Genomic DNA, 23,434 nt, shown 5'->3' on the forward strand with positions numbered 1-23,434 from the left:
CTGCGGGGGGCCGCCTAATATTTTGGGAGCCCCCCCCCCCCTCTTCACGTATCCGCTCGTCGGACCGCTCTCAGATCCGCACCTGCACGGCGCGCGAGAGCCGGTCGTGCAGCCCGCGCCCGTCGCGGTCCCAGACCAGAGCCGGAATCGCCAGGCACAGCAGCACGCTCCGGATGATCACCCGCCCGAAACCGAGCCGGCCGCCGCCCTCGCCGACGACACGAATACCGAGGATGCGCTTGCCCGGCGTACAGCCGACGGTCCCGACGGTGAGCACACTCAGTACGACAAAGATCCCGAGAGCCCAGTTCCCGGCCGCCTGCTGGTCGCCGCGAGCGAACAGCCCGTATGCGATCAGCAGGCAGAGCGCCCAGTCGACGAAAAGGGCGCCGAAGCGCCGGCCGAGCGGTGCGATCGCCCCCGGCCCTTCTTCGGGCAGACCGAGCCGCTTGCCCCGGTAGCCGAAATCGGCGCCCATGTCCTCGGCGGCCGCACGCGGCCCGGAGAGCCACGATCCGATTGCTTGCCTGTTGTCCACCCGTCCACGGTACTGCGCCCGCCTTCCAGCCCTACCGGGTGGGGCCCTCCGGGCGCACGGACGCGGCTCCCGCCGCCGCCCCGGCACGCCTCCGAGGTGCCGCCGACACCCGCCTCGGTTAACTTCTGCGAAACAAATGGGTCATGCTTGAGAAATCCGGTCTGCCTATGGTCGGGTCCAGCGTGTGCCACCGCACTGGCCGCACAACGAGCTACAACCCCGTCCCTCCCGGGCCGGGAGTAGGAGGAGTTGGATGTTCCAGAACGCCGACGACGCGAAGAAGTACATCGCCGACGAAGATGTCAAGTTCATCGATGTCCGGTTCTGTGACCTGCCCGGTGTGATGCAGCACTTCACCATCCCGGCAGCGGCATTCGACCCGACCGAGGAACTGGCCTTCGACGGCTCGTCGATCCGCGGCTTCCAGGCCATCCACGAGTCCGACATGGCGCTCCGCGCGGACCTGTCGACCGCCCGCGTCGACCCGTTCCGCCGCGACAAGACCGTCAACATCAACTTCTTCATCCACGACCCGATCACCGGCGAGCAGTACAGCCGTGACCCGCGCAACGTGGCCAAGAAGGCCGAGGCGTACCTCACCTCCACCGGCATCGCCGACACCGCATATTTCGGCCCCGAGGCCGAGTTCTACGTCTTCGACAACGTCCGCTTCCAGACGTCGGAGAACGAGAGCTTCTACCACATCGACTCCGAGGCCGGCGCCTGGAACACCGGCTCGGAAGAGGACAACCGGGGTTACAAGGTCCGCTACAAGGGCGGTTACTTCCCGGTCCCGCCGGTCGACCACTTCGCCGACCTGCGCGCCGAGATCTCCCTTGAGCTGGACAAGAACGGCCTCCAGGTCGAGCGCCAGCACCACGAGGTCGGCACCGCCGGCCAGGCCGAGATCAACTACAAGTTCAACACGCTGCTCGCCGCGGCCGACGACCTGATGCTCTTCAAGTACATCGTGAAGAACGTCGCCTGGCGCAACGGCAAGACCGCGACCTTCATGCCGAAGCCGATCTTCGGCGACAACGGTTCGGGCATGCACGTCCACCAGTCCCTGTGGGCCGGCGGCAACCCGCTGTTCTACGACGAGCAGGGCTATGCGGGTCTCTCGGACGTCGCCCGCTACTACATCGGCGGCATCCTCAAGCACGCACCGTCGCTGCTGGCCTTCACGAACCCGACGGTGAACTCGTACCACCGCCTGGTCCCCGGCTTCGAGGCCCCGGTCAACATGGTCTACTCGCAGCGCAACCGCTCGGCCGCGATGCGTATCCCGATCACGGGCTCGAACCCGAAGGCCAAGCGCGTCGAGTTCCGCGCCCCGGACCCGTCGTCCAACCCGTACCTGGCCTTCTCGGCGCTGCTGATGGCCGGCCTCGACGGTGTGAAGAACAAGATCGAGCCGGCCGAGCCGATCGACAAGGACCTCTACGAGCTGGCTCCCGAGGAGCACGCCAACGTCCAGCAGGTCCCGACCTCGCTCCCCGCCGTCCTGGACGCCCTGGAGGCGGACCACGAGTACCTCCTCGCGGGCGGCGTCTTCACGTCCGACCTGATCGAGACGTGGATCGACTACAAGCGCACCAACGAGATCGCCCCGATCCAGCTGCGCCCGCACCCGCACGAGTTCGAGCTCTATTTCGACATTTAAGAACGCCGCAGGTCAGAGCGGGTTTCCGCTCCCCTGGGCCGTCTGTGGGCCGTCGGCCGTGTTCTTCCATCCTCGGAAGGCACGGCCGACGGCCTTTTCCCGGGTGTCGCCGAGGTGCCTTCTACAAGCGGCCGGCCAGACGGCGACATGGAGGACGACCGCCTGATTCCTCCCGGAGAGGACTGACGACGAGGGGGAGCTGGTGCCCATCTCGTGGCAGCCGTGCCAGATGCGTGCCAGAACAGGCGGGGAAGAGGGGCCAACAGCGGTTACGTCGACACGTAGTCCAGCTCAGTAAGGGCGCGATTACCCGCAGCTCAAGGCCTTGATCGAGCTTGAGCGGCCGTTGATTCCCAAGCTGATGGCTCAGGAGGTGTGCTCGCGGACTGGTCGTCGCGGGCAACACAGGCTCGGCCTCACGACCGACCCAGTTGCTCGTATGCGGCTGGTTGGTCGTCACCAGAAGGACCGTGCCTGGGGTGTCCGCATGCTCGACCGCGAACGTACACGGCGACCAGGCCATCCCTTGGAAGTACGTCGGTCTGCCTCGCAGCCGCCAGCGATAGGCCGTGCCGTCGACAACGATCCGTCGTGATCCCTTGCGGACCAGCGCCATGGCTCCCCCTCCAACAGCGAAGATGCTAGCGGGCCCTGCCTCACCGTCCGTCTCAGTTTCCGTCTCATTCAGCACCGTTCACGGCCGTTCGGACGAGACCGAGGACGGCAGCGGCTGCCACGGCCGACCGCTCATGAACACAGGTGAACGCCCCTGCCCACAGCTCAGCAGCCCACCAACACAGTTGGAAAGCGTGTTGGTGGAAGCCGCGCCCGACGCCGTTGCGCCTCAACTGTGCGCGCAGGTCAGCGGACCAAGCGTCAAAGGTGTTGCTGTCTGACATCAGTAACTGACATCAACGTCGCCGCACACAGGTACACGCCGGCGTACACGTGGCACTCCGCCGTGGAACGACCTTCTGGCCGACCGTCGACGTTCGGAGGGGTACCGCCGCGTTAGGATCACGGCCCGCCCGCACGCCCCACAGGAGCGTCATGCCCCACAGCCGTACGAGACACGGCCCGTCAGCCGGCGCACTCACCTACGGCCCGGCCGGGGCGACCCGACCCGCCGACGAGCCATGGCCGCCGGGGAACACAGGTCTGCGCCCCTATGCCCGTACCGTCGTCATCGGCCGCGGGGAGGCGGACTGGCAGGCCGCGGCGGACGCGGTGCTGCGATGGGGCGTCAAGCGGCGCAGCGGCTTCACAGTCAGTGGCCGCGACGGTGCAGGGGAGCGGGTCGTCGAGGGGGCGGAGTACCAGGTCACTGCGGCATTCGGTCCATGCGTGGTGCGGGAGCCGGTCCGGGTCGTCGCCGTCGTCGACACCCCGGACCGCTGCGGCTTCGCCTACGGCACCCTGGCCGGTCATCCCGTCAGCGGTGAGGAGGCCTTCATCGTCCACCGGTCCCCCGACGGCACGGTCGCGCTGACGGTCCGCTCCCTGACCGGTGCCGCCCCACGCGGGTGGTGGCGCCCGGTGTTCCCGGTGCTGCTGGTCGCGCAGCGGGTCTTCCGGCGACGTTATCTGCGCGCCCTGCTGCCCGGTGGGGGAGCGGACGTGGAGTGACCCGCCGTCCTGCACCCGGCGCGGAACGGCGGGCCGGAGACGGGGCGCGGGTGGCGTGGACGGAGGGTCCGTGGGCCAGCACCCGGGCCGTGTCTCAGCAAAAAGTGTCTTCGGCCAGGTCGGATGGGGTTTCGAGCGCGACACCGCGACGGTCTTGAAATTCGTCATTGTGCGAGCGCGGTAAAATCTTCTCTACTCCATCAAGGCTCGCTTCGCTCGCCGTCGCTCCCGGCCTCCTGAACTGCAAGCAGTCCGATCGAAGATCGAAGGTGCCGCGCCGCCCCTCCTTGCCTCCGGCGGGGGATCGGCTGGCACCGGGATGGAGGGGGCGCCGCTTCCGACTGCGGATCCATCGTGGCGTGCGCGGGGAGCTCCCATCCCGTCCGCCGCCGACCCAGGCAGAGCCGAGCAGACGCGGCCCATGGCGTCCAGGTCGTTCGTACAGTGTCGCGCTCCACCTGGACGCCATGAACCACGCCCGCTCCACGGTGTGGGGGTCGACGGCGGACGGGATGGGAGCTGGGGGAGAGTGGTGGGTGGAGGTGAGGATGGAAGCTGACCGAAGCGACACAAAAGGGACGCATCTCGGTCATTTATCCGCTCGGTAGAGCTCGATGTCCTTGTTGACGAACAGGTGTACGTAGCCGCACCGCCAGCAAATCAGGCCTGTGGCCTTCTCGTCGGCCCAGGCCAACTTCATGAACTCCATCCCGGCGCTGTTGAGCAAGACGCCCCGCTCTCGAAACACGTCACCCTGGCAGACCTGGCACTTGAGCCAGACCTCCCCCAGTGCTGCACGTACCGGCTTCGCCATCGAGTGAACGCCCCCCGTCCTTGCCGTGTAAAACAGACCGAGACTACGGGAAGTGCTAGCCGCTCACAGCCCACATGAGCGCGCAACGGGCCCGCCTGCACGGGGACTGTCATCTGATCGCCGAGAGTGCGGCAGAGGAGCACACGTGCCCCTCGAGTGCCCGATCGAGCAGCGACCGGCGGGGAACATCGGCGAGCACCCCCGCGAACCCGCACGTCAGCGTCTCGCCAGCTCAACCCCGATCCGCATACGCGACCTTCCAAACTGGCGCCCTGAGACACGCGCGGCGAGGCTTGGCTCGGTCATTGACCTTAACGGGCACGGTGGCGAAACTCAGCCAGCACCCGGCGGGTCTGCTTCTGTTGGTGCGCCACGGCCTACGGTCAACGACCAACGCACGGCTGAGGACGCCTCGACGGACACGGCTCCACTGCGCTCCACCCCGGACAGGGCCACCTCGTTGGAGACGGTACTGACCTGGTCAGCGCCGCACTCCAGGGGGAAGGAGACGTGCACAGGCCGCACCGTCACCGTGATCTTCCCCTCGCCCTGGCAGCTCGCCACGATGGTGAGGGAGTCACCTTTCCTGCCCTTGCTGTAGGGAATGCTGGCGTTCCCTGTGGTCACCTTCTGGCGGCCGGCGAGTATTGCCCCAGGGTCCAACTCCGGCGGCTTCAGCAGAGAGGGCTGCGCGGTGCCGGGCACGGTGCCAGCCGTTGCCGGGACCGGCGTCGTGGAGCCTTGAGACCGCGTGGGCTGCCCGGCCTCCGAATGATCCGTCGTGCGCGCGGCGACGGACAGGAGTACCGCGGCACACGCGATGCCCACTAGTGCACGGGTTCGGTAAGACATATCAGCTCTCCGAGACAGCCCAGCCGACGTAATGTGGCGTGTGGATGATGACCTTGCCTTCGCTGTCCGGAAGGCAGCTGTCGAGATCATGTCAGCGCTCCTGGCGAACCACCATCCTTCACGTCCTTTCTGAGCAAAACCTGAGCTGGCCGATCAAACGGCGCGCGTATGGGTGACCAGCCCGACGCACGCCGGGCACGGCCTCGGCCACCTCGAGGTCTCATGGCGCGGGACGAGACCGGGTCGTACGAAAGCCGTCAGTCAGCCCTCGCAGCGGACCAGCCTGGCATCCCTGATCGCGGCCGTGGCAAGTGCCATCACAGCCCTCACACCCTTGATCATCAAGCTGATGTAGCCGCGCCCAGGGCGATCCGGGGCCGTCTGTGGGCCGTCAGAGGTCGCCCCAGGACCAACAACAACGACCATCAACAACCGCTCCTGCGCTGGTCAGCACCCCTAGGATCCGCAACGTCCGAGGTCGCAGCGTCAGCGCATCAGTTCTTCGACTAAAGAGCGAGGTCGACCGATCCCCCTCTCTTGTACACAAGTGAACAGAGAGGGCCGCTCACTGATCTCCCAAAACAGCTACTAGCTAGGGCCGCTACCCCACACCACCGGGGTAGCGGCCCTAGCTAGTCGGCATTGACGCAGAAATTCCGGGAAAGTCGCCCGCTGCCCCCGAGAACAAAGCTGAGTGGGGGCCGAACGCGCAGCCCGCATGTCCCACGGGCTACGCGTCCCCGGCGGCATGGTGACCGCCGCACAGGCCGGCTAGGCGGCGAGTGGCTGGTGCTACATCGCCTGCGGCTGGGCCGGCTGCTGCGCGGGCTGCTGGGCCGGCTGCTGGGCCGGCTGCTGGGCCGGCTGCTGCGCGGGCTGCTGGGCCGGCTGCTGGGCCGGCTGCTGCGCGGGCTGCTGGGCCGGCTGCTGCGCGGGCTGCTGCGCGGGCTGCTGGGCCGGCTGCTGGGCCGGCTGCTGCGCGGGCTGCTGGGCGGGCTGCTGCCCCACCGGCGGCTGTGCAGGCTGCTGGGCCGGCGTCTGCCCCACCGGCGGCTGTGCAGGCGTCTGGTTGATGTTCGTGTTGAGGTTTCGGTTGACGTTCTCGTTGATGTTCTGGTTGAGGTTGCGGTTGACGTTCTCGTTGAGGTTCTGGTTGAGGTTGCGGTTGACGTTCTCGTTGAGGTTCTGGTTGAGGTTGCGGTTGACGTTCTCGTTGAGGTTGCGGTTGATGTTCTGGTTGAGGTTGCGGTTGACGTTCTGGTTGAGGTTGCGGTTGACGTTCTGGTTGAGGTTGCGGTTGACGTTCTGGTTGAGGTTGCGGTTGACGTTACGGTTGAAGTTGGCGTTTCGGTTCAGGTTCTGCGACACGTTCCCAGCCCTGCACGCCGCCAACCCGGCGTTGAAGCTGAACGGATCGATAACCTGCGAGGGTGCTTTCGAGGGCGCCGCTGCCGTCGGATCGGCTGCGGGTGAGGCGCCGAACGCGTTCCCGGCGAAACCCGCAGGCACCGCCAGAGAGGCGATCAGCACCGGGCTGAGCCGGAAAAGGTATCGCTTGCCACGCATGATTTTCTCCTTCGATCGCCGGAGCGAAAGATGGGTGTTCGTTCCAGAACGGTGCTGCTTCCTCAGCACCTCGCACGGCCGAAGGCCGCTTCCTGCATCAGGATCACACGTGGCCGAGCGCACATCCAGAAACCGACTATCCTAGGAGTAGAGGTCCCAGGTACTAACCATCCGAAACGTCGCCCAGCAAAGGGAACGATGGATGAATTACGACCAACGGCGAGTTCAGCTCGCGGACTTCCTCAGAACACGACGGCTGGCCATTCAGCCGGAAGAGGTGGGTCTTCCACCCCGGACATCAAGGCGAACCCCTGGCCTGCGCCGGGAAGACGTGGCCGACCTCGCGGGCATCAGCACCTGCTGGTACTCACGCCTTGAACAGGCCCGGAACATCCGGGTGTCCGACCACGTCCTCGACTCGCTGGCCGATGCCCTTCGCCTCAGTACCGAAGAGCACGACTACCTCCTGGCCCTGGCGCGCGAGGACGCCCGTTCCAGCGCAAGCATTGCCCCGGACGGAGTGCCTCCGACTCTCCAGCGCATCCTGGACAGCCAGCATCCACATCCGGCAATCGCCCTCGGCCCCCGTTTCAACATTCTGGCCTGGAACCAGGCCAGAACCGATGTCTACGGCGATCTGACCAAAATTCCCCCTGAGCACCGCCACATGCTCTGGCTCTTCTTCGGCGGATATCTGCGCGAGTTCATTCAGAACTGGGAGCAGAGCGCCCGCTCCGTGCTGGCTGAATTCCGCGCGGCCACCGGACTTTACGTCCATGAACCGTGGTTCACCACACTGGTCCGAGAACTGAGCCAGAACAGCAAGGAATTCCGCGGATGGTGGCAGCAGCACGAAATCGAAAGTAACCACGTCACCACCCGGGAAGTGTGGCATCCCGCTGTCGGCCGCATGGTGCTGGAGGAGAGCGCTCTCGTTGTCGACGACCGTTCAGGTCGACGGATCATTCTCGAGATCCCGCAACCCGGCACCGGAACCGAGAACAAGCTGACGGCGCTTTCCCGGCGACCCCACCAAGTACAGGTTCCGCCGCGGCACGTGCATCGAAAGCCGACTTCAGGAAAACAACGTGGGCGGACCAGCAGTGGCCGCCGCACCGGGTGGTGAGCCGTTCTTCGGACCGGATGGTGGCAGTGGTGGTGCGGTCAGTGCCGCAGAGCCGTCCCCACCTCGACCTTGACGTCACCCGACAGCTTGCGATTGCTGCGGGCGATGGCGTCCTTGGAGGTCTTCGGCCCGACGTCGTCGACCGTCACCACCACCGTGTCGAGCAGGTTGCCGCTCGCGTCACGGAAGGTGACCTGCACGACGTAGGACTTCGGCGAGTCGGTGCCATTCGTCACGGTGATCTTGGAGGTGGCGCGCCCGTCGTGGTCGGTGCTCACCGCGCCCAGCTTGACGTCGCCCTTGGCGTTCACGCCGTTCTTGAAGCCTCTCAGTTTCTCGCCCGCGGCAGCAGTCGCCGAGGCCACCACGTCGGAACCCCTGGATGCCACCGACGCTGCGGCGGAAGCCGCTGGGGACGCCGTGGTGGAGGTGCCGCCGCCGTGCGAGCAGGCACCGGCGGTCGACATCACGGCCGTCGTCAGCAGCACGACCCACAGACCTCGCGCGGCTTTCCTCGTCATCGCGCCTCCCAGCACTCGCCCGTCGCCCCAGTCAAAGGGTCCGCAGGCCGCACCGCATGCCCGGTATGCCGGACGGGTGAAGGGCCGGGCCGGGTGTGTGCGCATGTGCCTGTGCCCCCGGTCTCCGGAGGCACAGGCTTCCGGTCCGTCAGCGGCCGTAGCGGATCAGGGCGCGGACCATGCGGCAGGTGGTGTCGGAAGGCGGGTGGATGCCGATGCGCTCGGCAGTCGTGCGTATCGTGTCGTTGTCAGCGCTCGACGGGTAGTAGACACCCGTGTCGAGCAGGGCGATCGCCAGGCGCATGGCCTTCAGGCGGCGGTTGTGGGAGACGTACCACTCGCGGGGCCGGCCCGCGGGGAGCGGCTTCTTCTGCAGGGGCTTGTGGAGCGGCTTGGTCGTGACTGCGGCAACGGCCATGGGCATCCTCCTGGCACGGTCGTGAAACCCTCACGAACTACCTCCATTTTACGGCCCACCACTGACAATCACCCCTGGCCAGCGGGGCTTTCGCGGGATCCGTCGCGTACCGTTGACCCCATGGAGATCTGGATCAATCCCGCATGTTCCAAGTGCCGCAGCGCAGTGCAGTTGCTCGACGCCGAGGGCGCCGAATACACCGTTCGCCGCTATCTGGAGGATGTGCCGTCGCCGGACGAGATCCGGGCAGTGCTCGACCGGCTGGGGCTGGAGCCGTGGGACATCACGCGGACGCAGGAAGCGGACGCGAAGGAGCTCGGGCTCAAGGACTGGCCGCGCGAGGCCGGTTCGCGGGAGCGGTGGATCACGGCGCTCGCCGAACATCCGAAACTGATCCAGCGGCCGATCATCACGGCGGAGGACGGGACGGCTGTCGTGGCGCGTACGGAGGAGGCCGTGCGGGACGCTTTGGGGCGTTGAGCGCGGCCGGAATCACTCGGTCAGCAGGAAGTCCTCGATCCTGCGGTTGAGTTCGGCGGCGTCCGGGGCGTGCAGCGGCAGCGTGTGGTGCGTGGCGCCCGGGATCGTCGCCGTCCGTGCGTGCGGGAGCAGCCGGGTCGCGGTGGCGGTGACCCGTGCGGCTTTGTGGGCCCGGCTGTTCTCGGCCGCGAGGATCAGGGTCGGTACGTCCAGCCTGCTCAGGACCTCGGGTGTGGGGCGACGGCCCGTGACCGGCCGAGCGGTCGGGAAGCCTGCGGCCTCGTCGCGCAGGTGCAGCCATGCCGGGTCGAGGGTGGCCCCGGCCGTCTCCCAGTTCATGAAGATGCGCGTGCGTTTCGCACTGGGGCGGAGCAGCATCGGCAGTGCGTGCAGCAGATAGCCGGGGCGGTAGCCGGCGAAGCACTGGGTCGGGTCCACGAGGATCTGCTTCCGGACGCGGTCGGGTGCGTGCAGGGTGTAGTGGAGCGCGATCCAGGCGCCGTAGGAATGGCCGCAGAGTGCTGCCGATGCGATGTTCAGGGCGTCCAGCACGGCATCCAGCCAGGCCGTCAGGTCCGGCACCGTACGGACCGGGCGCTCCCCCGCCACGCTGCGGCCCGGATCGCCCATGAGATCGACGGCGTGGACGCGGTGGGTGCGACCCAGGTGGGCGGCCTGGGCGAACCAGACGGTGGAGGTGGAGCCGCCCCCTGCCAGGAGCACCAGGGGCGGGGCACCCTCGGGGCCGCAACTGTTGACACGGGTGGTGCCGTACGGGGTGGGGACGTCGGAGTGGGTCGTTTCGGTGGGCCACTTGGCCGCCAGGACCTCGTCGTACGCCGCGAGAAACGACGCGGTGACGGCCGTTGCGGATGACGTGGTTGCCATGGGGTGCCTCTCGAAGGTGGGTGCCCTTGGATATTGTCTCGCTCAACGAGACAATAGAGGAAGGAGGACTGATGAGCGAGCATGGTTCCGAGCTGGAGATCGTTCATCTGCTGCGCAAGGTGACTGTCGAATTCGGGCTGCGTCAGGCCGAATTCGCGAGCCGCAACGGCATGCACCCCACCGACGTACGCGCCCTGATCTGCCTGCTCGACGCCGAACGAGAAGGCACCGGCGCGACGGCTGGGTGGCTCGGTACGCAGCTCGGGCTCAACTCCGCGGGCACCACCGCCGTCATCGACCGGCTGGAACGGCTCGGCCACCTCACACGCACCCGCGACCCGCGCGACCGGCGACGGGTGCTGCTGGCGGTGGACCCGCGGGCGGTGGAGCTGGGGTGGGCCTTCTTCGGGCCGCTGATCGAAAACACGGTGACAGTGCTGCGCGACTTCGACGAGAGTGAGACGGCTGCCGTGCGGCGCTTCCTGTCCGCCGCGCACCAGGCGGTCACCGCCATCCCCTGACCGGCGGGGCGATCGAGGGACTCGTTCGTATCCGGCTCCATGGCGGATACGCCACCGGTATCGCCCGCAACCCCGCCGCCACCGCCGACGTACTGCAGCGGGTGCGCCCCTTCGACGCGCAGGACAGCTGGGCCCGGATCGACCGACCGGGAGGGGCTGCCCGTGGAGGTCGTCGATGCGCTCGTGCGCCATCCCGACGAGTGGCTCCGTGCCCGCTTCGCGCGCAGCACGAACGATCCCCGGCAGTGCGCCCGGCTCGTCGACGACCCGGTGCCGGGGGTCCGGCGCCTGGGCTGACCGGCCCGGCCGGTGCCCGCACAGTGCCGGACGGGCTCTCCCCGCCGTTCAGGACCGTGCGGGCACAGGCCCCGCCTTGACCTCCGCCTCGGCCAGCAGCTCGGTCAGCCGCAGCCCGAACCGTACGTCGCAGGGGTGCGGCACCCCCGTACGTACCGCTTCGAGCAGCGCATCGACCGCCGCCCGGAACGACCCCACCGCATCCCCCCACCTGGGCAGCGTCGCAACGCCCGGCTCCCCTCGGAGCTCGATCTCCGTACCCGCCGCTCCCTGCGGCGCGGCCAGAGCGAGCGTCACTGTGCTGGACGCGCCGGAGGTGTGGCGGAGGATCAGGTGAGTGGTGTCGGCGGGACCTCGGGCCGCGGTCAGTTCCGTCGCATCGCCGAGCACCGGCAGCAGCACCGACAGCGCATGCGGACCGACGTCCCAGAGGCCGCCCTTGTCACGGCGCCACGGAGACGCTGCGTACTCGCTGTCCGCACCGGGGGCGTACAGCGCGCCGATCCATTGGGCGCGGGCGGTGAACCAGCCGTGCCGGCCGGCCTGTTCGGCGATCCAGTCGGACGTATCCCTCGCGAACCGCAGCGTGCAGAACACGACGGACGCGACCCGTGCCCGGTCGGCGGCCTCGGCGACCTCCCGGGCCCCGGCCAGGGTCGTCGCGATCGGCTTGTCCATCAGCAGGTGACACCCGGCCGCCGCGGCGCGGGCGGCCAGCGGGGCCTGGACGTCCGGCGGCAGCGCGAACGCAACGGCGTCGCTCACGGCGAGAAGTCCGTCGACGCCCCCGTCACCGGAATACGCCGTGGTGCCATGGGTGGTCGCGAGCGCGTCCGCCGCCTCGGGGCGGCGACCCCACACGCCGCTGAACACGACGCCGGGATGGGTGGCGAGGGCGGGTGCCTGGGTGTTCCGGGCCCAGGGGCCCGTACCGAAAAGGCCGATACGCATGGGGGCGGCAGGCGGTGTCGTCATGGGGGCCAGTCTGCCCGGTCCGCTTGTCGGGTGGCGGCGTACGACTACGCAGGAGTCCTCGGTAACACGGGGTTCACATTCGGGCAACGGACGGGAAATCCCGTCTTGCGAAGCTGCGCTGCAGAGACGGACCGCAGACCGCAGCACCGCACCACCCCCGAAGGATGACTTCCGTGACGTTCAAGGCCGAGTACATCTGGATCGACGGCACCGAGCCGACCGCCAAGCTTCGTTCCAAGACGAAGATCATGGCAGGCGAGCCCTCGGGGGACGTCGCGGAACTGCCCATCTGGGGCTTCGACGGATCCAGCACCAACCAGGCCCAGGGTCACGCCTCCGACCTTGTACTCAAGCCCGTCTTCTCCTGCCCGGACCCCATCCGCGGCGGCAACGACGTCCTCGTCCTGTGCGAGGTCTTCAACATCGACATGACGCCGCACGAGTCCAACACCCGCGCCGCCCTGCGTCCGGTCGCCGAGCAGTTCGCCGGCCAGGAGCCGATCTTCGGTATCGAGCAGGAGTACACCTTCTTCGACGGCCACCGCCCGCTAGGCTTCCCCGTGGGCGGCTTCCCGGCCGCGCAGGGCGGCTACTACTGCGGTGTCGGCTCCGACGAGATCTTCGGCCGCGAGATCGTCGAGAAGCACCTCGACAACTGCCTGCAGGCGGGTCTGGGCATCTCCGGCATCAACGCCGAGGTCATGCCGGGCCAGTGGGAGTTCCAAGTGGGCCCGCTCGCCCCGCTGGAGGTCTCCGACCAGCTGTGGATCGCGCGCTGGCTCCTCTACCGCACCGCCGAGGACTTCGACGTCTCCGCGACCCTGGACCCGAAGCCGGTCAAGGGTGACTGGAACGGCGCGGGTGCGCACACCAACTTCTCCACCAAGGCGATGCGCGAGGGTTACGACGCGATCATCACCGCGTGCGAGTCGATGGGCGAGGGCTCGAAGCCGATGGACCATGTCAAGAACTACGGCGCGGGCATCGACGACCGTCTCACCGGCCTGCACGAGACCGCCCCGTGGAACGAGTACAGCTACGGCGTCTCCAACCGCGGCGCCTCGGTCCGTATCCCGTGGCAGGTCGAGCGGGACCAGAAGGGCTACATCGAGGACCGTCGCCCGAACGCCAACGTCGACCCGTACGTCGTCACGCGGCTGATCGTCGACACCTGCTGCACGGCGCTGGAGAAGGCCGACCAGGTCTGATCCACCAGCGGCTCCGTACGAAGGGGCGCCCTCAGAAACGGGGGCGCCCCTTCGGCATGCCCGGTCCGCTGTCAGTGGCGGATGCCAGGGTTGAACCATGCTCGACATCAAGGTGGAGACCGAGAACCGGCAGACGCACACCCGCATTTCGGCGCAGGCGCTGAGCGACTTGGTGCACCGGATCGGCGGGGAGGGCGACCGCTTCCTGGTGGTCCAGCGGGTACCGGACCGACCGGGGTGCTACGTGCAGACCTGGCACGAACACGGCGGGGACTACCAGTTGGAGTACCGCGACGCTGTTCCCGAGCGGCACTTCCAGGTGACGGCCGACTCCCCCGAGCGGGTCGCCGAGGTGATGACGCGCTGGGCGCGCCAGGAGCCGGGGTGGGATGCGGGGATCGTCTGGGAGAGCGCCGGCTTGCCCGCCGACGAGCCGGTGCCCGCGATACCCTCGGAGGTCGAGGAACAGCTGACGGAACGGGTCCGGCTGGCACTGCGCTGCGGCTACGGCACGGTGCGGAGCCTGACCGAGCTCGCCGAGGACTACCTCGTCAAGGACGGTGTCCATCCGGTGACGACGGCCCAGGCGCGCCGGCTGGTGGAGCGGCTGTGGCTGGAGCGGGTCGACCAGCAGGAGCAGTGGACCGATGTGACGGACGCGGACCGGTTGGAGCGGGCCTTCGCCCGGGTGGACGGGAGCGGCATCACGGCGCGGGAGCACTTCACCTGCTGCCGCTCCTGCGGGCTGAGCGAGATCCATGCGGACGGCGAGGAGGACGCCCGGGGCTTCGTCTTCTTTCATGCGCAGATCACGGAGGCAGCGGCCGGCGGGTACGGGCTCTCGCTGTACTACGGCGGGTTCGACAAGTTGGAGGCGACCACCGTGGCCATCGGGCGGGAGGTCGCGGCGGCACTTGGTGCGGCCGGGCTGACGGTGAAGTGGGACGGGTCGCCCGACCAGGCGATCGAGGTGACCGACCTGGACTGGCGCAAGCGGCTCGTCGGCTGAGGCGGCGGGAGAACTGCCCGGCGGGGGGTGGGGCGAGGTGCGGGCCGGGTGACGACGTGGTGAGGAACGGAACGCCATGGGTCCGTACCGACGGGTGAGAGAGTCCTGCTGCGCCACCGCGTTGTCTGGTCTAATGGGGAGCATGGCCGGCTTCCCGTACACCTCATCAGGTCGCAGCGACCTAGAGCCGTTCTGGCCCTCTCGTCAGCATCATGACTTCGACCGGGTGTGTTGCCGCGCGTGGAACGCGCAGGCCCTCTAAAGCCGCTCACCCCGGCCTTCGGTCCGCGCGCACGACGCAAGTCCGTCCCTCGACGACTCCTTCGCGCGAAAGAGCTGACCCTCATGGCGAACACTCGTACCTTCTCCACCGCTGCCACCGCAGCGACCGCCCGCTCCGTTCCTCCCAGCCGTCACAGGCTGCGCGCCGTCGCCCCGGACGACGTCCAGACGGCCGACGTGGCCGGCTTCCTGCCGCCGGGCGCGACCTGGCTTCCGGCACCCCCGCACACCCTTCCGGCGCTGCCGGGCCGTCCGCCGATGATCGGCTACCTGGTCCTCGTACCGGCCGACCAGCAGCCCGCCGTCGCGGCCGCGGCCGCCGCGGCGCAGCGCATCGTTCCGGAGCCGCTGGTGACGCCGGGGGCGGGGCCGGTGCGCATCGACAGTATGCAGCGCACCGCGACGGTGGACGGGAGCACGCTCGACCTCACATTCCTCGAGTTCGAACTGCTCGCCCATCTGGTGGCGCATCCGCACCGGGTGCACACCCGCGACCAGTTGGTGACAACGGTCTGGGGCTACGGGCACGTGGGCGACGGGCGCACCGTCGACGTCCACATCGCCCGGCTGCGCCGCAAGCTGGGTGCCGAGCACCGGCGGTCGATCCAGACGGTGCGACGCGTCGGCTACAAGTACGCCCCCTGACGGGGGCCGCGCACAACAGCCCTGGCCGACCGGTTACGCACCCGGTGGGCCAGGGCTTCTGCGTACCGGCATCAGCCACGGAGCCCCGAACCGGTCGGAACCGGACCGGCCACCACGTCCGCCGTCCCCGCCTCGTCGTGGTCCGGGGCCGGCAGCCAGGAGAGTCCGCGCGGAGTCCGCCAGTTCCGCTCGCCGAGCAGCGCCATGGCGGAAGGCAGCAGGACCATCCGTACGATCGTGGCGTCCAGCAGCACCGCAACGGCGAGGCCGACGCCCATCTGCTGCATGTCCTGCATGGACAGCGTCCCGAAGACCGCGAACACCGCCACCATGATCACGGCCGCGCCGGTCACTGCGCCCGCCGTCCGCCGGATGCCCGTGTCGATGGCCGCCCGGGTGTCCAGCCCGGCCTGCCGGGCCTCACGGATCCGGGAGACCACGAACACGTGGTAGTCCATCGAGAGACCGAAGAGCACCACCAGGACGAACAGCGGCATCCATGCCTCGATCGCCCCGACCCCCTCCGAGCCGATCAGCGAGGCGCCCCAGCCGTGCTGGAAGACGGCGACCATCACACCGTAGGCGGCGCACACGGAGAGCAGGTTGAGGAGGATCGACGTCACCGCGATGACATACGAGCGGAAGCAGAACAGCATCAGCAGGAAGGTCACCGCCGTGATGAATGCGAAGACGGGGGCGATGCCGCGCTTCAGCTGACTGTTGAAGTCGACGGACCCGGCCACCTCTCCGGTGACGTACGCCTGCGCGCCCGTCCCGTCGAAGGCGGCGGGCACCCGCTTGTCGCGCAGCCCGGCCAGGCCGGCCTCGCCGTCCGGCAGCGGGACCTCGATCTCCGCGATGTTCTGCGCCCGGTGCACGGTCACTTTGTCGGGGCCGAACTCCGCCAGTGCCCTGCGCAGTTCGGGCGAGTCGATGTCGTCCGCCTCGACCACGACGAGGGCGGGGGCGGGGCCGCCCGGGAACGTCTCCGCGATGCTCCGGTACGCGACGGAGAGCTCCGAGTCCGAGCCGAACTGCTTCTCCAGGCCGAGTGACTCGGTCTTCATGCCGAGGGCGGGCGCGGCCAGCGCGAGCAGGAAGACGACCGAGGCGACGGCAAAGACCTTGGGCCGGGTCAGGACGGGCCTGAGAACGGTGCCGGCGAGGGATCCGCTGGCCCGCACTCCCCGCTTGGCGCGCCGGTTCAGCAGCGGTACCCGCCCCGCGTCGATCCGGTCCCCGAGCCAGGAGAGCAGCGCGGGAAGCACCGTCACCGAGCCGAGCACGGCGATGAGGACGACGGTGATCGTGGCCAGGGCGAAGCCCTTGAACAGCATCAGTCCGGACAGGAACATGCCGGCCATCGCGACCATCACGGTGAGGCCGGAGACCAGCACGGCCCGGCCGCTGGTCTCCGCCGCGATCCGCAGCGCCGTCTCGGCGTCGCGCCCCGCGGCCCGCTCGTCGCGCTCGCGCCGCAGGTAGAAGAGGCAGTAGTCGACGCCGACGGCGAAGCCCATCAGGAACATCACGGAGTACGTGGTCTGGAACAGGTGCAGTTGGTGGCTGGCCAGCGACAGCAGACCGAAGGCGGCCATGCACGCGGTCAGTGCGAGCCCGACCGGCAGCAGGGCCGCGACCACGGCGCCGAAGGCGACCAGCAGGATGCCCAGAGCCAGGGGTACGGCGGTGAACTCGGCCTTCCTGAAGTCCTCGGAGAGCAGGTCGCCGAGCCACTTCCCGGCGCTGGCCTCGCCGAACTGCTGGATGGTGACGTCCGGTCGCCGCTCGCGGACCCCGGACACGGCGTCGAGCACGGGCTGCACCCGGTCGGCGGACGTCGCCGCGTCGCCCTTCATGTCGAAGGTGATCAGGGCGTCCTTGCCGTCCTTGGAGGGGACGGGCGCCGCGAGATTACGGACCTCGCCGGTCCGCTCGACGGCCGCGGAGACCTCACGGGCCGCGTCCTGCCAGTCGCCCGCCTTCGCGGCGGACACCATGACCAGCTCACCCGCAGGTCGGGCGAGGCCGGCGTCGTCGAGGATCTGCTCGGCCCGCGCCGAGTCGCCGGTGGCGTTCTCGGCGTCCGTCATCTCGACCATGCCGGATGCTCCGCCGATGCCCGTGGCGAGCACGACGAAGAGCAGCCAGCCGAGGATGGCCGTCTTGCGATGGTGTGCGCTCCACACACCGATGCGTGCCGCGAGGTTGCGCCTCATGGCGTTTCGCCCCCAGAAGTTGCCGTCGAATGAGTCGCTCATGAACCTAGGAGCGGGGCGTCCGCCGCCCCAGCCGTCGAAACCCCCTCCCCCCGAGGCGTAGGGCGAGGTTTCGACGGTGGTGCTGGGTACACCCCTCCCGGGTGGTGAAACGGCTGACGTCGCGCCCAGCCGCCGGGAGAGACTGTCCTGGGACCGCGGCCTGCCGTGACAGGCCCGGCGAGGGGAGAGGGACCACATCATGAACGCGATGAAGAGCCGCGTACGGCCCGCGCTGCTGGCCGCCGGGCGCGGGATCGTGCTCTCGATCGCCAGTCTCGCCGGATCGATCACCCTGTTCGTCCTGGCGGTGCTGTCGATCGCCTTCATTGCGCTGGGTCTGGGGCTGTTCACCACCCCGCAGGTGCTGGACGCGGTCCGCAGTCACGCCAACCAGCGCCGACTACTGGCGGCGACCTGGTCAGACGTCCGCATCCCGGTCCCGTACCGGCCCTTTCCGAAGGATGTGCGCGGCGGGTTCACGGGGCAGGTGGAGCGGACGACGCTGATGCTGAAGGATCCGGCGACCTGGCGGGATCTGTGCTGGATGCTGGTCGACATGACGGCCGGCTACGTGGTGCTGGCCCTGGCCGTCGGGCTGATGCTCTATCCGGTGGAGGGGGTCGTCCTGGCGGCGGGCCTGTGGCGGGTCTTCACCGACGACACCTACTGGTACGGATTCGTGCCGGTCGACAGCCAGGCGACGGCGCTGGCCGCCGCGGCACTCGGTGGGGTGCTCTTCCTCATCGGTCTCAAAGCAAGCGAACCACTCCTGCGGCTGCACTTCGTGATCGCCCGCTCGCTGCTGGCGCCCACCCATGAGCAGGAGCTGGCCCGGCGGATCGACCGGCTCACCGAGACCCGGCACGAGGCCGTGGACACCGCCGCCTCCGAACTGCGCCGTATCGAGCGGGACCTGCACGACGGCGCGCAGGCCCGGCTGGTCGCCATGGGCATGCATCTGGGCACGATCGAGGCGCTGATCGAGAAGGATCCGGCGCAGGCCAAGAAGCTCCTTGCGACGGCCCGTGAGTCCTCCGCGGAAGCCCTCACCGAACTGCGTGATCTCGTCCGGGGCATCCACCCGCCGGTCCTCGCGGAGCGTGGGCTCGGGGACGCGGTGAGGGCGTTGGCGCTGCGGCTGCCCATCGAGGCGGAGGTCGAGGTGGAGCTGGCCGGCCGCGCCGAGGCGCCGGTGGAGTCGGCTGCGTACTTCGCGGTCAGCGAGGCCCTGACAAACGCCGCCAAGCACTCGGGGGCGGACCGTCTCCTGGTGGACATCCATCACGCCGACTCGATGCTGCGGATCTCCGTCACGGACAACGGCAGGGGCGGCGCGACCGTCGGAGCGGGCTCGGGACTGAGCGGAATCGAACGCCGACTCGGTACATTCGACGGCATCATGGCCGTCAGCAGTCCAGCGGGCGGCCCCACCATGGTGACCATGGAGATCCCTTGCGAGTTGTCCTAGCCGAAGATCTCTTCCTGCTGCGCGACGGTCTGGTCCGGATGCTGGAGGCGTACGACTTCGAGATCGCGGCAGCCGTCGAAACCGGCCCCGAACTGACCCGTGCGCTCGCCGAGTTGGATCCGGACGTCGCCGTTGTCGACGTCCGGCTCCCGCCGTCCCACACGGACGAGGGACTGCAGTGCGCCCTTGCGGCCCGCAAGGGCCGGCCGGGGCTGCCGGTGCTCGTCCTCTCCCAGCACGTGGAGCAGTTGTACGCCCGTGAGCTGCTGGCGGACGGCAACGGGGGCATCGGGTACCTGCTCAAGGACCGGGTCTTCGACGCGGACCAGTTCATCGACGCGGTACGCAGGGTCGCGGCGGGCGGCACCGCGATGGACCCGCAGGTGATCTCACAACTGCTGTCCCGGCGCGCACAGGACAAGCCGATGGGCGGTCTGACCCCACGCGAGCTGGAGGTCATGGCACTGATGGCGCAGGGCCGTTCGAACGCGGCGATCGCCTCACAGATGGTGATCACGGAGCGGGCGGTGGCCAAGCACACCTCGAACATCTTCGGGAAGCTCGGCCTGCCGCCGTCCGACGACGACAACCGCCGCGTTCTGGCCGTCCTGGCCTACCTGGACCGGGGATGACCCCGCGCCCCCGCCCGACGGCACATCCGGTCGGACCCAGGTGCAGCGTGGCCGCCCCCGGGTGGGCTGCGGCCCGGGATTCCAGGGCCTGTTGACCCGGCGGCAGCTCAGCCGTTGAACCATGCCGCCGCGTCGAGCCGGAACGCACCGGCGGGCGCCATCGCGCGCAGGTCGGACTCCAGGGCGCGCAGCCGATCGGCCCCGAGCGCCCGGGACCACGCGGCGTGCAGCCGGTCGAACCCTTCGGCGGACCGGACCAGTACGTCGATACCGCGCGGGGTGACCCGGACCAGCTTGCGGCGCCCGTCCTGCGGATCGTCGACACGCTCGACGTAACCGAGACCCTCCAGCCGGTCGACGGTCTTCCCGGCAGCCTGCTTGGAGACACCGAGCCGTCGGCCGATCTCACTCGCGGTCGCGCCGTCACGGCCGATGGCCTGGAGCGCGAAGCCGTACGCGGGCCGCACGTCGGGGTGACCGCTCTCGGCCAGCTCCCGGTGCAGCTCATCGATGATCGTCCGGAACCCGGCGAACAGGAGCAGAGGCAGCTCGAAGCCCGCACCATCCCTGGCGGCCGCCGCCTCCCCAGCTCGCCCCGCCGGCTCAGCCATTGCGAAACTCGACAACCTGGTTTACGTTTTCGTCAATCACGTTGTCGAGTTTACCGCGAGAGGTCACGCCATGCCCGCATCCGCGTTCCCCGACCACACCCTCGAATCCGCCCCCGCCGCCGCCCGTCGCACCATGAAGGCGGTAGCGGACAAGCAGGGACATCTGCCCGCCGCCGTCGGCCGGCTGGCCACGTCCCCGCAGTTGCTCGACGGCTTTCTGAAGATCAGCGCGATCTTCGAGTCGACCACCCTGGACCCGCTCTCCCGCGAGGTCCTGATCATGACGATCGCCACCCGCAACAGGTGCCACATCTGCGTGGCGATGCACACGGCGAAGCTCACCGCCCTCGGCGCGGACTCCGATCTCATCGCCGCACTGCGCGAGGAGAAGCCACAGCCGCTCCCGGACGAACGACTTGAATCGGTGCGGCAGTTCACCCTGGCCGTCATCGCCTCGGCGGGCGCGGTCGACGACGACACGCTGCAGGCCTTCCTCGCGCACGGCTACACCCACCAGAACGCCCTGGAAGTGGTCCTGGGCATCGGCGCGTACACGATGTCGACGCTCGCCAACCGGATGACCGACGCACCCGTCGACCCCCAGCTCGCCGCGTTCGCCCCCGCCCAGATGTGACCCGTAGGCTGCCGGTCGCCGTCGGCGGGACGTGCGGCTTGTCGTCACCGCCCGCACCACCGCCGCACGCCGCCGGACGAGCCAGCTCCGCAAGGACGACCGCCGCGACCCTGACCTCGGAACGACGTCCCGTCGCATCTCCAGCTGCGTCACCGTCCGGCCGTCGCGCCCCTGCGCGCTCCGTCGCGCGACCGAACGGCCGGATCCCGGAGAACCGGCCGCGGGCCGGGGTGACCATCGCACGATTCGCTCGTTCAGCTGAATGTGCGCCCACTGCCAGAAGTACCGTCCGTCACCGCTCCGGTCCATGTGGAGCAGGCCCGGGCGGCGCTCGTCGAGCACTATCCGCGGCTGGTCCGGCTCGGCTACCTCGTCCTGCCGCCCTCCCTCGGCCGCAACCGCCGTGTCCTGACGGCACACTCCCTCGCCCAGCAGTCCCTGCCACTGGGGCGCCGGACGGCGTTCGCGGCCGACGACCGAGTCCCTCTCCCCCGCCGTCCCGCCGGCGGGACGGCGGTCGACCCGGGCTATGCGCACGTCCGGCAGCGGGTGGTGACCACCGCCCTGGAGGCAGGCCGCCCCCTGCGCCGCCTGGCCTGGCCGCGCCGGTCCCAGCTGCCCCCGCTCCTTCCTCTGGTGTGGGGTCTGCACCTGTTCCCGCACTCCGGAGGTGCGGACGAACTCGCCCTGGACCAGGCACTGTCCGCACTCTCCGGGCCGGCGCGCGCGGCGCACGTCCTGCGCGGCCTGGAGGGCCTCGCGGACGGAGAGGTACGGCAGGTGCTCGCCGCCGCAGGAGTGGCGGACCCGCACGCGGCGCTGACGGAGGCGGACGCGGTGGCGGCGCCGTACACGCTCCTGGACTCCGCGGAGTTCGACCCCTGTTCCCTGCAGGCCCGCCCGCCTGATCTGCTGCGCCGCCGCCGGCGCGCAAAGGCGGCGCTCGCGGCGGTCGCCGCACTCCTGGTGTGCGGGGCGCTGCTCGGGCTTCCGGGCAGCGGCTGGGGCCGGAACCTGGCGTCCGCGCGGCTGTCCACCCGTAACCCAGCGGCCGAACAGGCCCTGGAACCAGCCGCCTTGCTCAGGGTGCCCCCGGCATACTGGCAGCGCTCGCCCCGGACCGACTTCACCGCCTGGCCCGCCCGCGGCGACCGCACCGACGACACCCGGCTGCTGCGGCGGGCACTCGCCGTCTGGGCGCGTCCGGGCCCCGCCGTCCGGTCGTCCACGACGCCCGGGACGCCGGTCGGGCCGCCGATGGGGCCCCCGCAGCTGCTGTACGCGGGCGAAGTGGGCGCCGTAGCGGTGGTGTTGTTCTACGACGGGCTGCGCATCGTGCGGTACGCGGAGGCCCGCGACGCCGATCCGGCACAGGGCGCGGCACTCGACTTCGCCCGTGTCGACAGTGCGGACGCGTCCTCCGCCGACGCTCTGGTCGTGAGCCGTGGCGGCGGAACGGTCCGCTATCTGACAGCGCCCTGGGTGCGACAGGTGTCCGTACGGGACCTGCTCGCCCCCGGCCGGGCCGCGCGGCCGCTGCACCGCGACCGGAACGGCGTGACCGGTGTGCTGGCGAGCCCGCAGACGGCCGGGGACTGCCGGTCCTGGTCCGCCGTCGAAATGCATGACGCCACGGCGACACGTCTGCTGACGGACCTCGGCGAACTCGCCCCGGCCCGGCTGACATCCGGGTCGCCGTCGGCGCCGCATGATGTGTCCGGGCGGGCGGAGCGGGAGAGTTGGGCACGGACCGCATGTCTGCTGACCGCGGTGCGATCGCGCGGCGTGCGCTCGGTGAACTCCTGGCCGTACGCACGGCAGTGGCTGCCTGAGGGCAACGGCTTCGCGCAGTGGCTGTGCACCCGGGCGGAGACCTGGCGCGGCTCGGGAAGCAGGGTCTTCGCCCAGTTCCAGGCCCCGTCGGCGCAGTCCGCCGCCGGTGGTGCGGTGCCGCCCGGGGCGGTGGCAGCGCGCGCGGAGGACTCGCCGGCCTGCGGAGAGCGGGATCCGCGGGTGCTGGCGGGCGTGCTGTGGAAGTCGCACGGCGGCCGGTGGTACGTACTGGCTGCAGGCAGCACGGAGTTCGCCTCGCTGACCACATCGGGCGGGGTGGAGGGCCGGGCTCAGGGGCATCTGCTCGCGGTACAGGCGCGGGCGGGCGACCGGGCGGAGCTCAACGGTGTGCTGATGAACGGCACCCAGGTGGGCGCCCTGCGCTGACCATGCCGCCGTGCCGCTTCCCGTGGTGCACGCCGTCATCCTCCACTCGGCCGAATCCCGGTGGTCGGCTGCGGACCCTCCGGCGTGCCCGCAAAATCAGAATGCGCAGTCGCTGCCGGGCATACGTGCCCCCGATACATCGGCGGGACCCGCAGGTGGGACGGGGCGCCGAGGGCGAA

At 69.4% G+C, this 23,434-nt stretch carries 23 protein-coding genes; 13 read left to right on the plus strand and 10 right to left on the minus strand.

Translation table 11 applies throughout. The annotated features are described in order from the left end of the window. Window positions 1-70 precede the first annotated feature (70 nt). Complete coding sequence (locus ACNPQM_RS00005; RefSeq protein WP_358858459.1) at window positions 71-538, minus strand: RDD family protein; 468 nt, start codon at window positions 536-538, stop codon at window positions 71-73. 253 nt (window positions 539-791) lie between these two features. On the opposite strand from ACNPQM_RS00005, the gene glnA reads away from it, so the two are divergent. Beyond that, entirely contained in the window at window positions 792-2,201 is a 1,410-nt protein-coding gene (gene glnA / locus ACNPQM_RS00010; protein WP_358858460.1) for a type I glutamate--ammonia ligase, read from the plus strand. 1,050 nt (window positions 2,202-3,251) lie between these two features. Continuing rightward, window positions 3,252-3,827, plus strand: coding sequence for a DUF1990 family protein (locus ACNPQM_RS00015; protein WP_418082319.1), 576 nt, complete (start codon window positions 3,252-3,254; stop codon window positions 3,825-3,827). A 589-nt stretch (window positions 3,828-4,416) separates the two neighbouring features. On the opposite strand, the gene ACNPQM_RS00020 is transcribed toward ACNPQM_RS00015, so the two are convergent. The 3 genes from ACNPQM_RS00020 to ACNPQM_RS00030 all read right to left on the minus strand — a co-directional run bounded on the left by ACNPQM_RS00020 (window position 4,417) and on the right by ACNPQM_RS00030 (window position 7,059). Continuing rightward, window positions 4,417-4,641 carry a hypothetical protein gene (locus ACNPQM_RS00020; RefSeq protein ID WP_358858463.1) on the minus strand — a complete coding sequence of 75 codons (225 nt, stop codon included), beginning with the start codon at window positions 4,639-4,641 and terminating at the stop codon, window positions 4,417-4,419. 333 nt (window positions 4,642-4,974) lie between these two features. Further along, window positions 4,975-5,346, minus strand: coding sequence for a hypothetical protein (locus tag ACNPQM_RS00025; RefSeq protein WP_418082320.1), 372 nt, complete (start codon window positions 5,344-5,346; stop codon window positions 4,975-4,977). Between the two features lie 939 nt (window positions 5,347-6,285). Next, complete coding sequence (locus ACNPQM_RS00030; protein ID WP_418082321.1) at window positions 6,286-7,059, minus strand: hypothetical protein; 774 nt, start codon at window positions 7,057-7,059, stop codon at window positions 6,286-6,288. A gap of 202 nt (window positions 7,060-7,261) precedes the next feature. Between ACNPQM_RS00030 and ACNPQM_RS00035 the strand changes: the two genes are divergently transcribed. Continuing rightward, window positions 7,262-8,185, plus strand: coding sequence for a helix-turn-helix transcriptional regulator (locus ACNPQM_RS00035; protein ID WP_418082322.1), 924 nt, complete (start codon window positions 7,262-7,264; stop codon window positions 8,183-8,185). Window positions 8,186-8,223: 38 nt separating this feature from the next. On the opposite strand, the gene ACNPQM_RS00040 is transcribed toward ACNPQM_RS00035, so the two are convergent. Beyond that, window positions 8,224-8,706: a hypothetical protein gene (locus ACNPQM_RS00040; protein ID WP_418082323.1), complete on the minus strand. Its 483-nt coding sequence runs from the start codon at window positions 8,704-8,706 to the stop codon at window positions 8,224-8,226. Between the two features lie 148 nt (window positions 8,707-8,854). After that, window positions 8,855-9,124, minus strand: a complete 270-nt coding sequence (locus tag ACNPQM_RS00045) for a hypothetical protein (protein ID WP_358858468.1) — start codon at window positions 9,122-9,124, stop codon at window positions 8,855-8,857. Between the two features lie 120 nt (window positions 9,125-9,244). Between ACNPQM_RS00045 and ACNPQM_RS00050 the strand changes: the two genes are divergently transcribed. Then, window positions 9,245-9,604, plus strand: coding sequence for an arsenate reductase family protein (locus ACNPQM_RS00050; RefSeq protein ID WP_418082324.1), 360 nt, complete (start codon window positions 9,245-9,247; stop codon window positions 9,602-9,604). Between the two features lie 12 nt (window positions 9,605-9,616). Here ACNPQM_RS00050 and ACNPQM_RS00055 read toward each other — a convergent pair whose 3' ends face one another. After that, window positions 9,617-10,492 carry an alpha/beta fold hydrolase gene (locus tag ACNPQM_RS00055; RefSeq protein WP_418082325.1) on the minus strand — a complete coding sequence of 292 codons (876 nt, stop codon included), beginning with the start codon at window positions 10,490-10,492 and terminating at the stop codon, window positions 9,617-9,619. 71 nt (window positions 10,493-10,563) lie between these two features. Here ACNPQM_RS00055 and ACNPQM_RS00060 point away from each other — a divergent pair, with 71 nt between their 5' ends. Together ACNPQM_RS00060 and ACNPQM_RS00065 are read left to right on the plus strand one after the other, a co-directional pair. Next, a complete protein-coding gene (locus ACNPQM_RS00060; protein ID WP_358858471.1) occupies window positions 10,564-11,013 on the plus strand; it encodes a MarR family transcriptional regulator in 450 nt (149 codons plus the stop codon). A 162-nt stretch (window positions 11,014-11,175) separates the two neighbouring features. Then, window positions 11,176-11,310 carry a hypothetical protein gene (locus tag ACNPQM_RS00065; protein ID WP_358858472.1) on the plus strand — a complete coding sequence of 45 codons (135 nt, stop codon included), beginning with the start codon at window positions 11,176-11,178 and terminating at the stop codon, window positions 11,308-11,310. 48 nt (window positions 11,311-11,358) lie between these two features. Here ACNPQM_RS00065 and ACNPQM_RS00070 read toward each other — a convergent pair whose 3' ends face one another. Next, window positions 11,359-12,285 (minus strand): Gfo/Idh/MocA family protein, encoded by a 927-nt coding sequence (locus ACNPQM_RS00070; RefSeq protein WP_418082326.1) that lies wholly within the window; start codon window positions 12,283-12,285, stop codon window positions 11,359-11,361. A 173-nt stretch (window positions 12,286-12,458) separates the two neighbouring features. On the opposite strand from ACNPQM_RS00070, the gene glnII reads away from it, so the two are divergent. From glnII to ACNPQM_RS00085, 3 genes are all read left to right on the plus strand, one after another. After that, on the plus strand, window positions 12,459-13,493 hold the full coding sequence (gene glnII / locus ACNPQM_RS00075) for a glutamine synthetase (protein ID WP_366689801.1): 1,035 nt from the start codon (window positions 12,459-12,461) through the stop codon (window positions 13,491-13,493). Window positions 13,494-13,590: 97 nt separating this feature from the next. Beyond that, a complete protein-coding gene (locus tag ACNPQM_RS00080; protein WP_418082327.1) occupies window positions 13,591-14,502 on the plus strand; it encodes a DUF6891 domain-containing protein in 912 nt (303 codons plus the stop codon). A 345-nt stretch (window positions 14,503-14,847) separates the two neighbouring features. Continuing rightward, window positions 14,848-15,429 (plus strand): winged helix-turn-helix domain-containing protein, encoded by a 582-nt coding sequence (locus ACNPQM_RS00085; protein WP_418082328.1) that lies wholly within the window; start codon window positions 14,848-14,850, stop codon window positions 15,427-15,429. A 71-nt stretch (window positions 15,430-15,500) separates the two neighbouring features. Here ACNPQM_RS00085 and ACNPQM_RS00090 read toward each other — a convergent pair whose 3' ends face one another. Beyond that, a complete protein-coding gene (locus ACNPQM_RS00090) occupies window positions 15,501-17,648 on the minus strand; it encodes an MMPL family transporter (RefSeq protein ID WP_418082565.1) in 2,148 nt (715 codons plus the stop codon). A gap of 241 nt (window positions 17,649-17,889) precedes the next feature. On the opposite strand from ACNPQM_RS00090, the gene ACNPQM_RS00095 reads away from it, so the two are divergent. Beyond that, complete coding sequence (locus ACNPQM_RS00095) at window positions 17,890-19,158, plus strand: sensor histidine kinase (protein ID WP_358858477.1); 1,269 nt, start codon at window positions 17,890-17,892, stop codon at window positions 19,156-19,158. Next, on the plus strand, window positions 19,143-19,790 hold the full coding sequence (locus ACNPQM_RS00100; protein WP_358858478.1) for a response regulator transcription factor: 648 nt from the start codon (window positions 19,143-19,145) through the stop codon (window positions 19,788-19,790). The genes ACNPQM_RS00095 and ACNPQM_RS00100 overlap by 16 nt, the downstream gene beginning before the upstream one ends. A gap of 107 nt (window positions 19,791-19,897) precedes the next feature. Here ACNPQM_RS00100 and ACNPQM_RS00105 read toward each other — a convergent pair whose 3' ends face one another. Then, window positions 19,898-20,401, minus strand: a complete 504-nt coding sequence (locus tag ACNPQM_RS00105; RefSeq protein ID WP_358858479.1) for a MarR family winged helix-turn-helix transcriptional regulator — start codon at window positions 20,399-20,401, stop codon at window positions 19,898-19,900. A gap of 70 nt (window positions 20,402-20,471) precedes the next feature. On the opposite strand from ACNPQM_RS00105, the gene ACNPQM_RS00110 reads away from it, so the two are divergent. Beyond that, window positions 20,472-21,035: a carboxymuconolactone decarboxylase family protein gene (locus ACNPQM_RS00110; protein ID WP_418082329.1), complete on the plus strand. Its 564-nt coding sequence runs from the start codon at window positions 20,472-20,474 to the stop codon at window positions 21,033-21,035. 264 nt (window positions 21,036-21,299) lie between these two features. Next, on the plus strand, window positions 21,300-23,255 hold the full coding sequence (locus ACNPQM_RS00115) for a hypothetical protein (RefSeq protein ID WP_418082330.1): 1,956 nt from the start codon (window positions 21,300-21,302) through the stop codon (window positions 23,253-23,255). Window positions 23,256-23,434 lie beyond the last annotated feature (179 nt).

It is taken from the genome of Streptomyces sp. NPDC056231, from assembly GCF_048270745.1.
Taxonomy (GTDB): Bacteria; Actinomycetota; Actinomycetes; order Streptomycetales; family Streptomycetaceae; genus Streptomyces.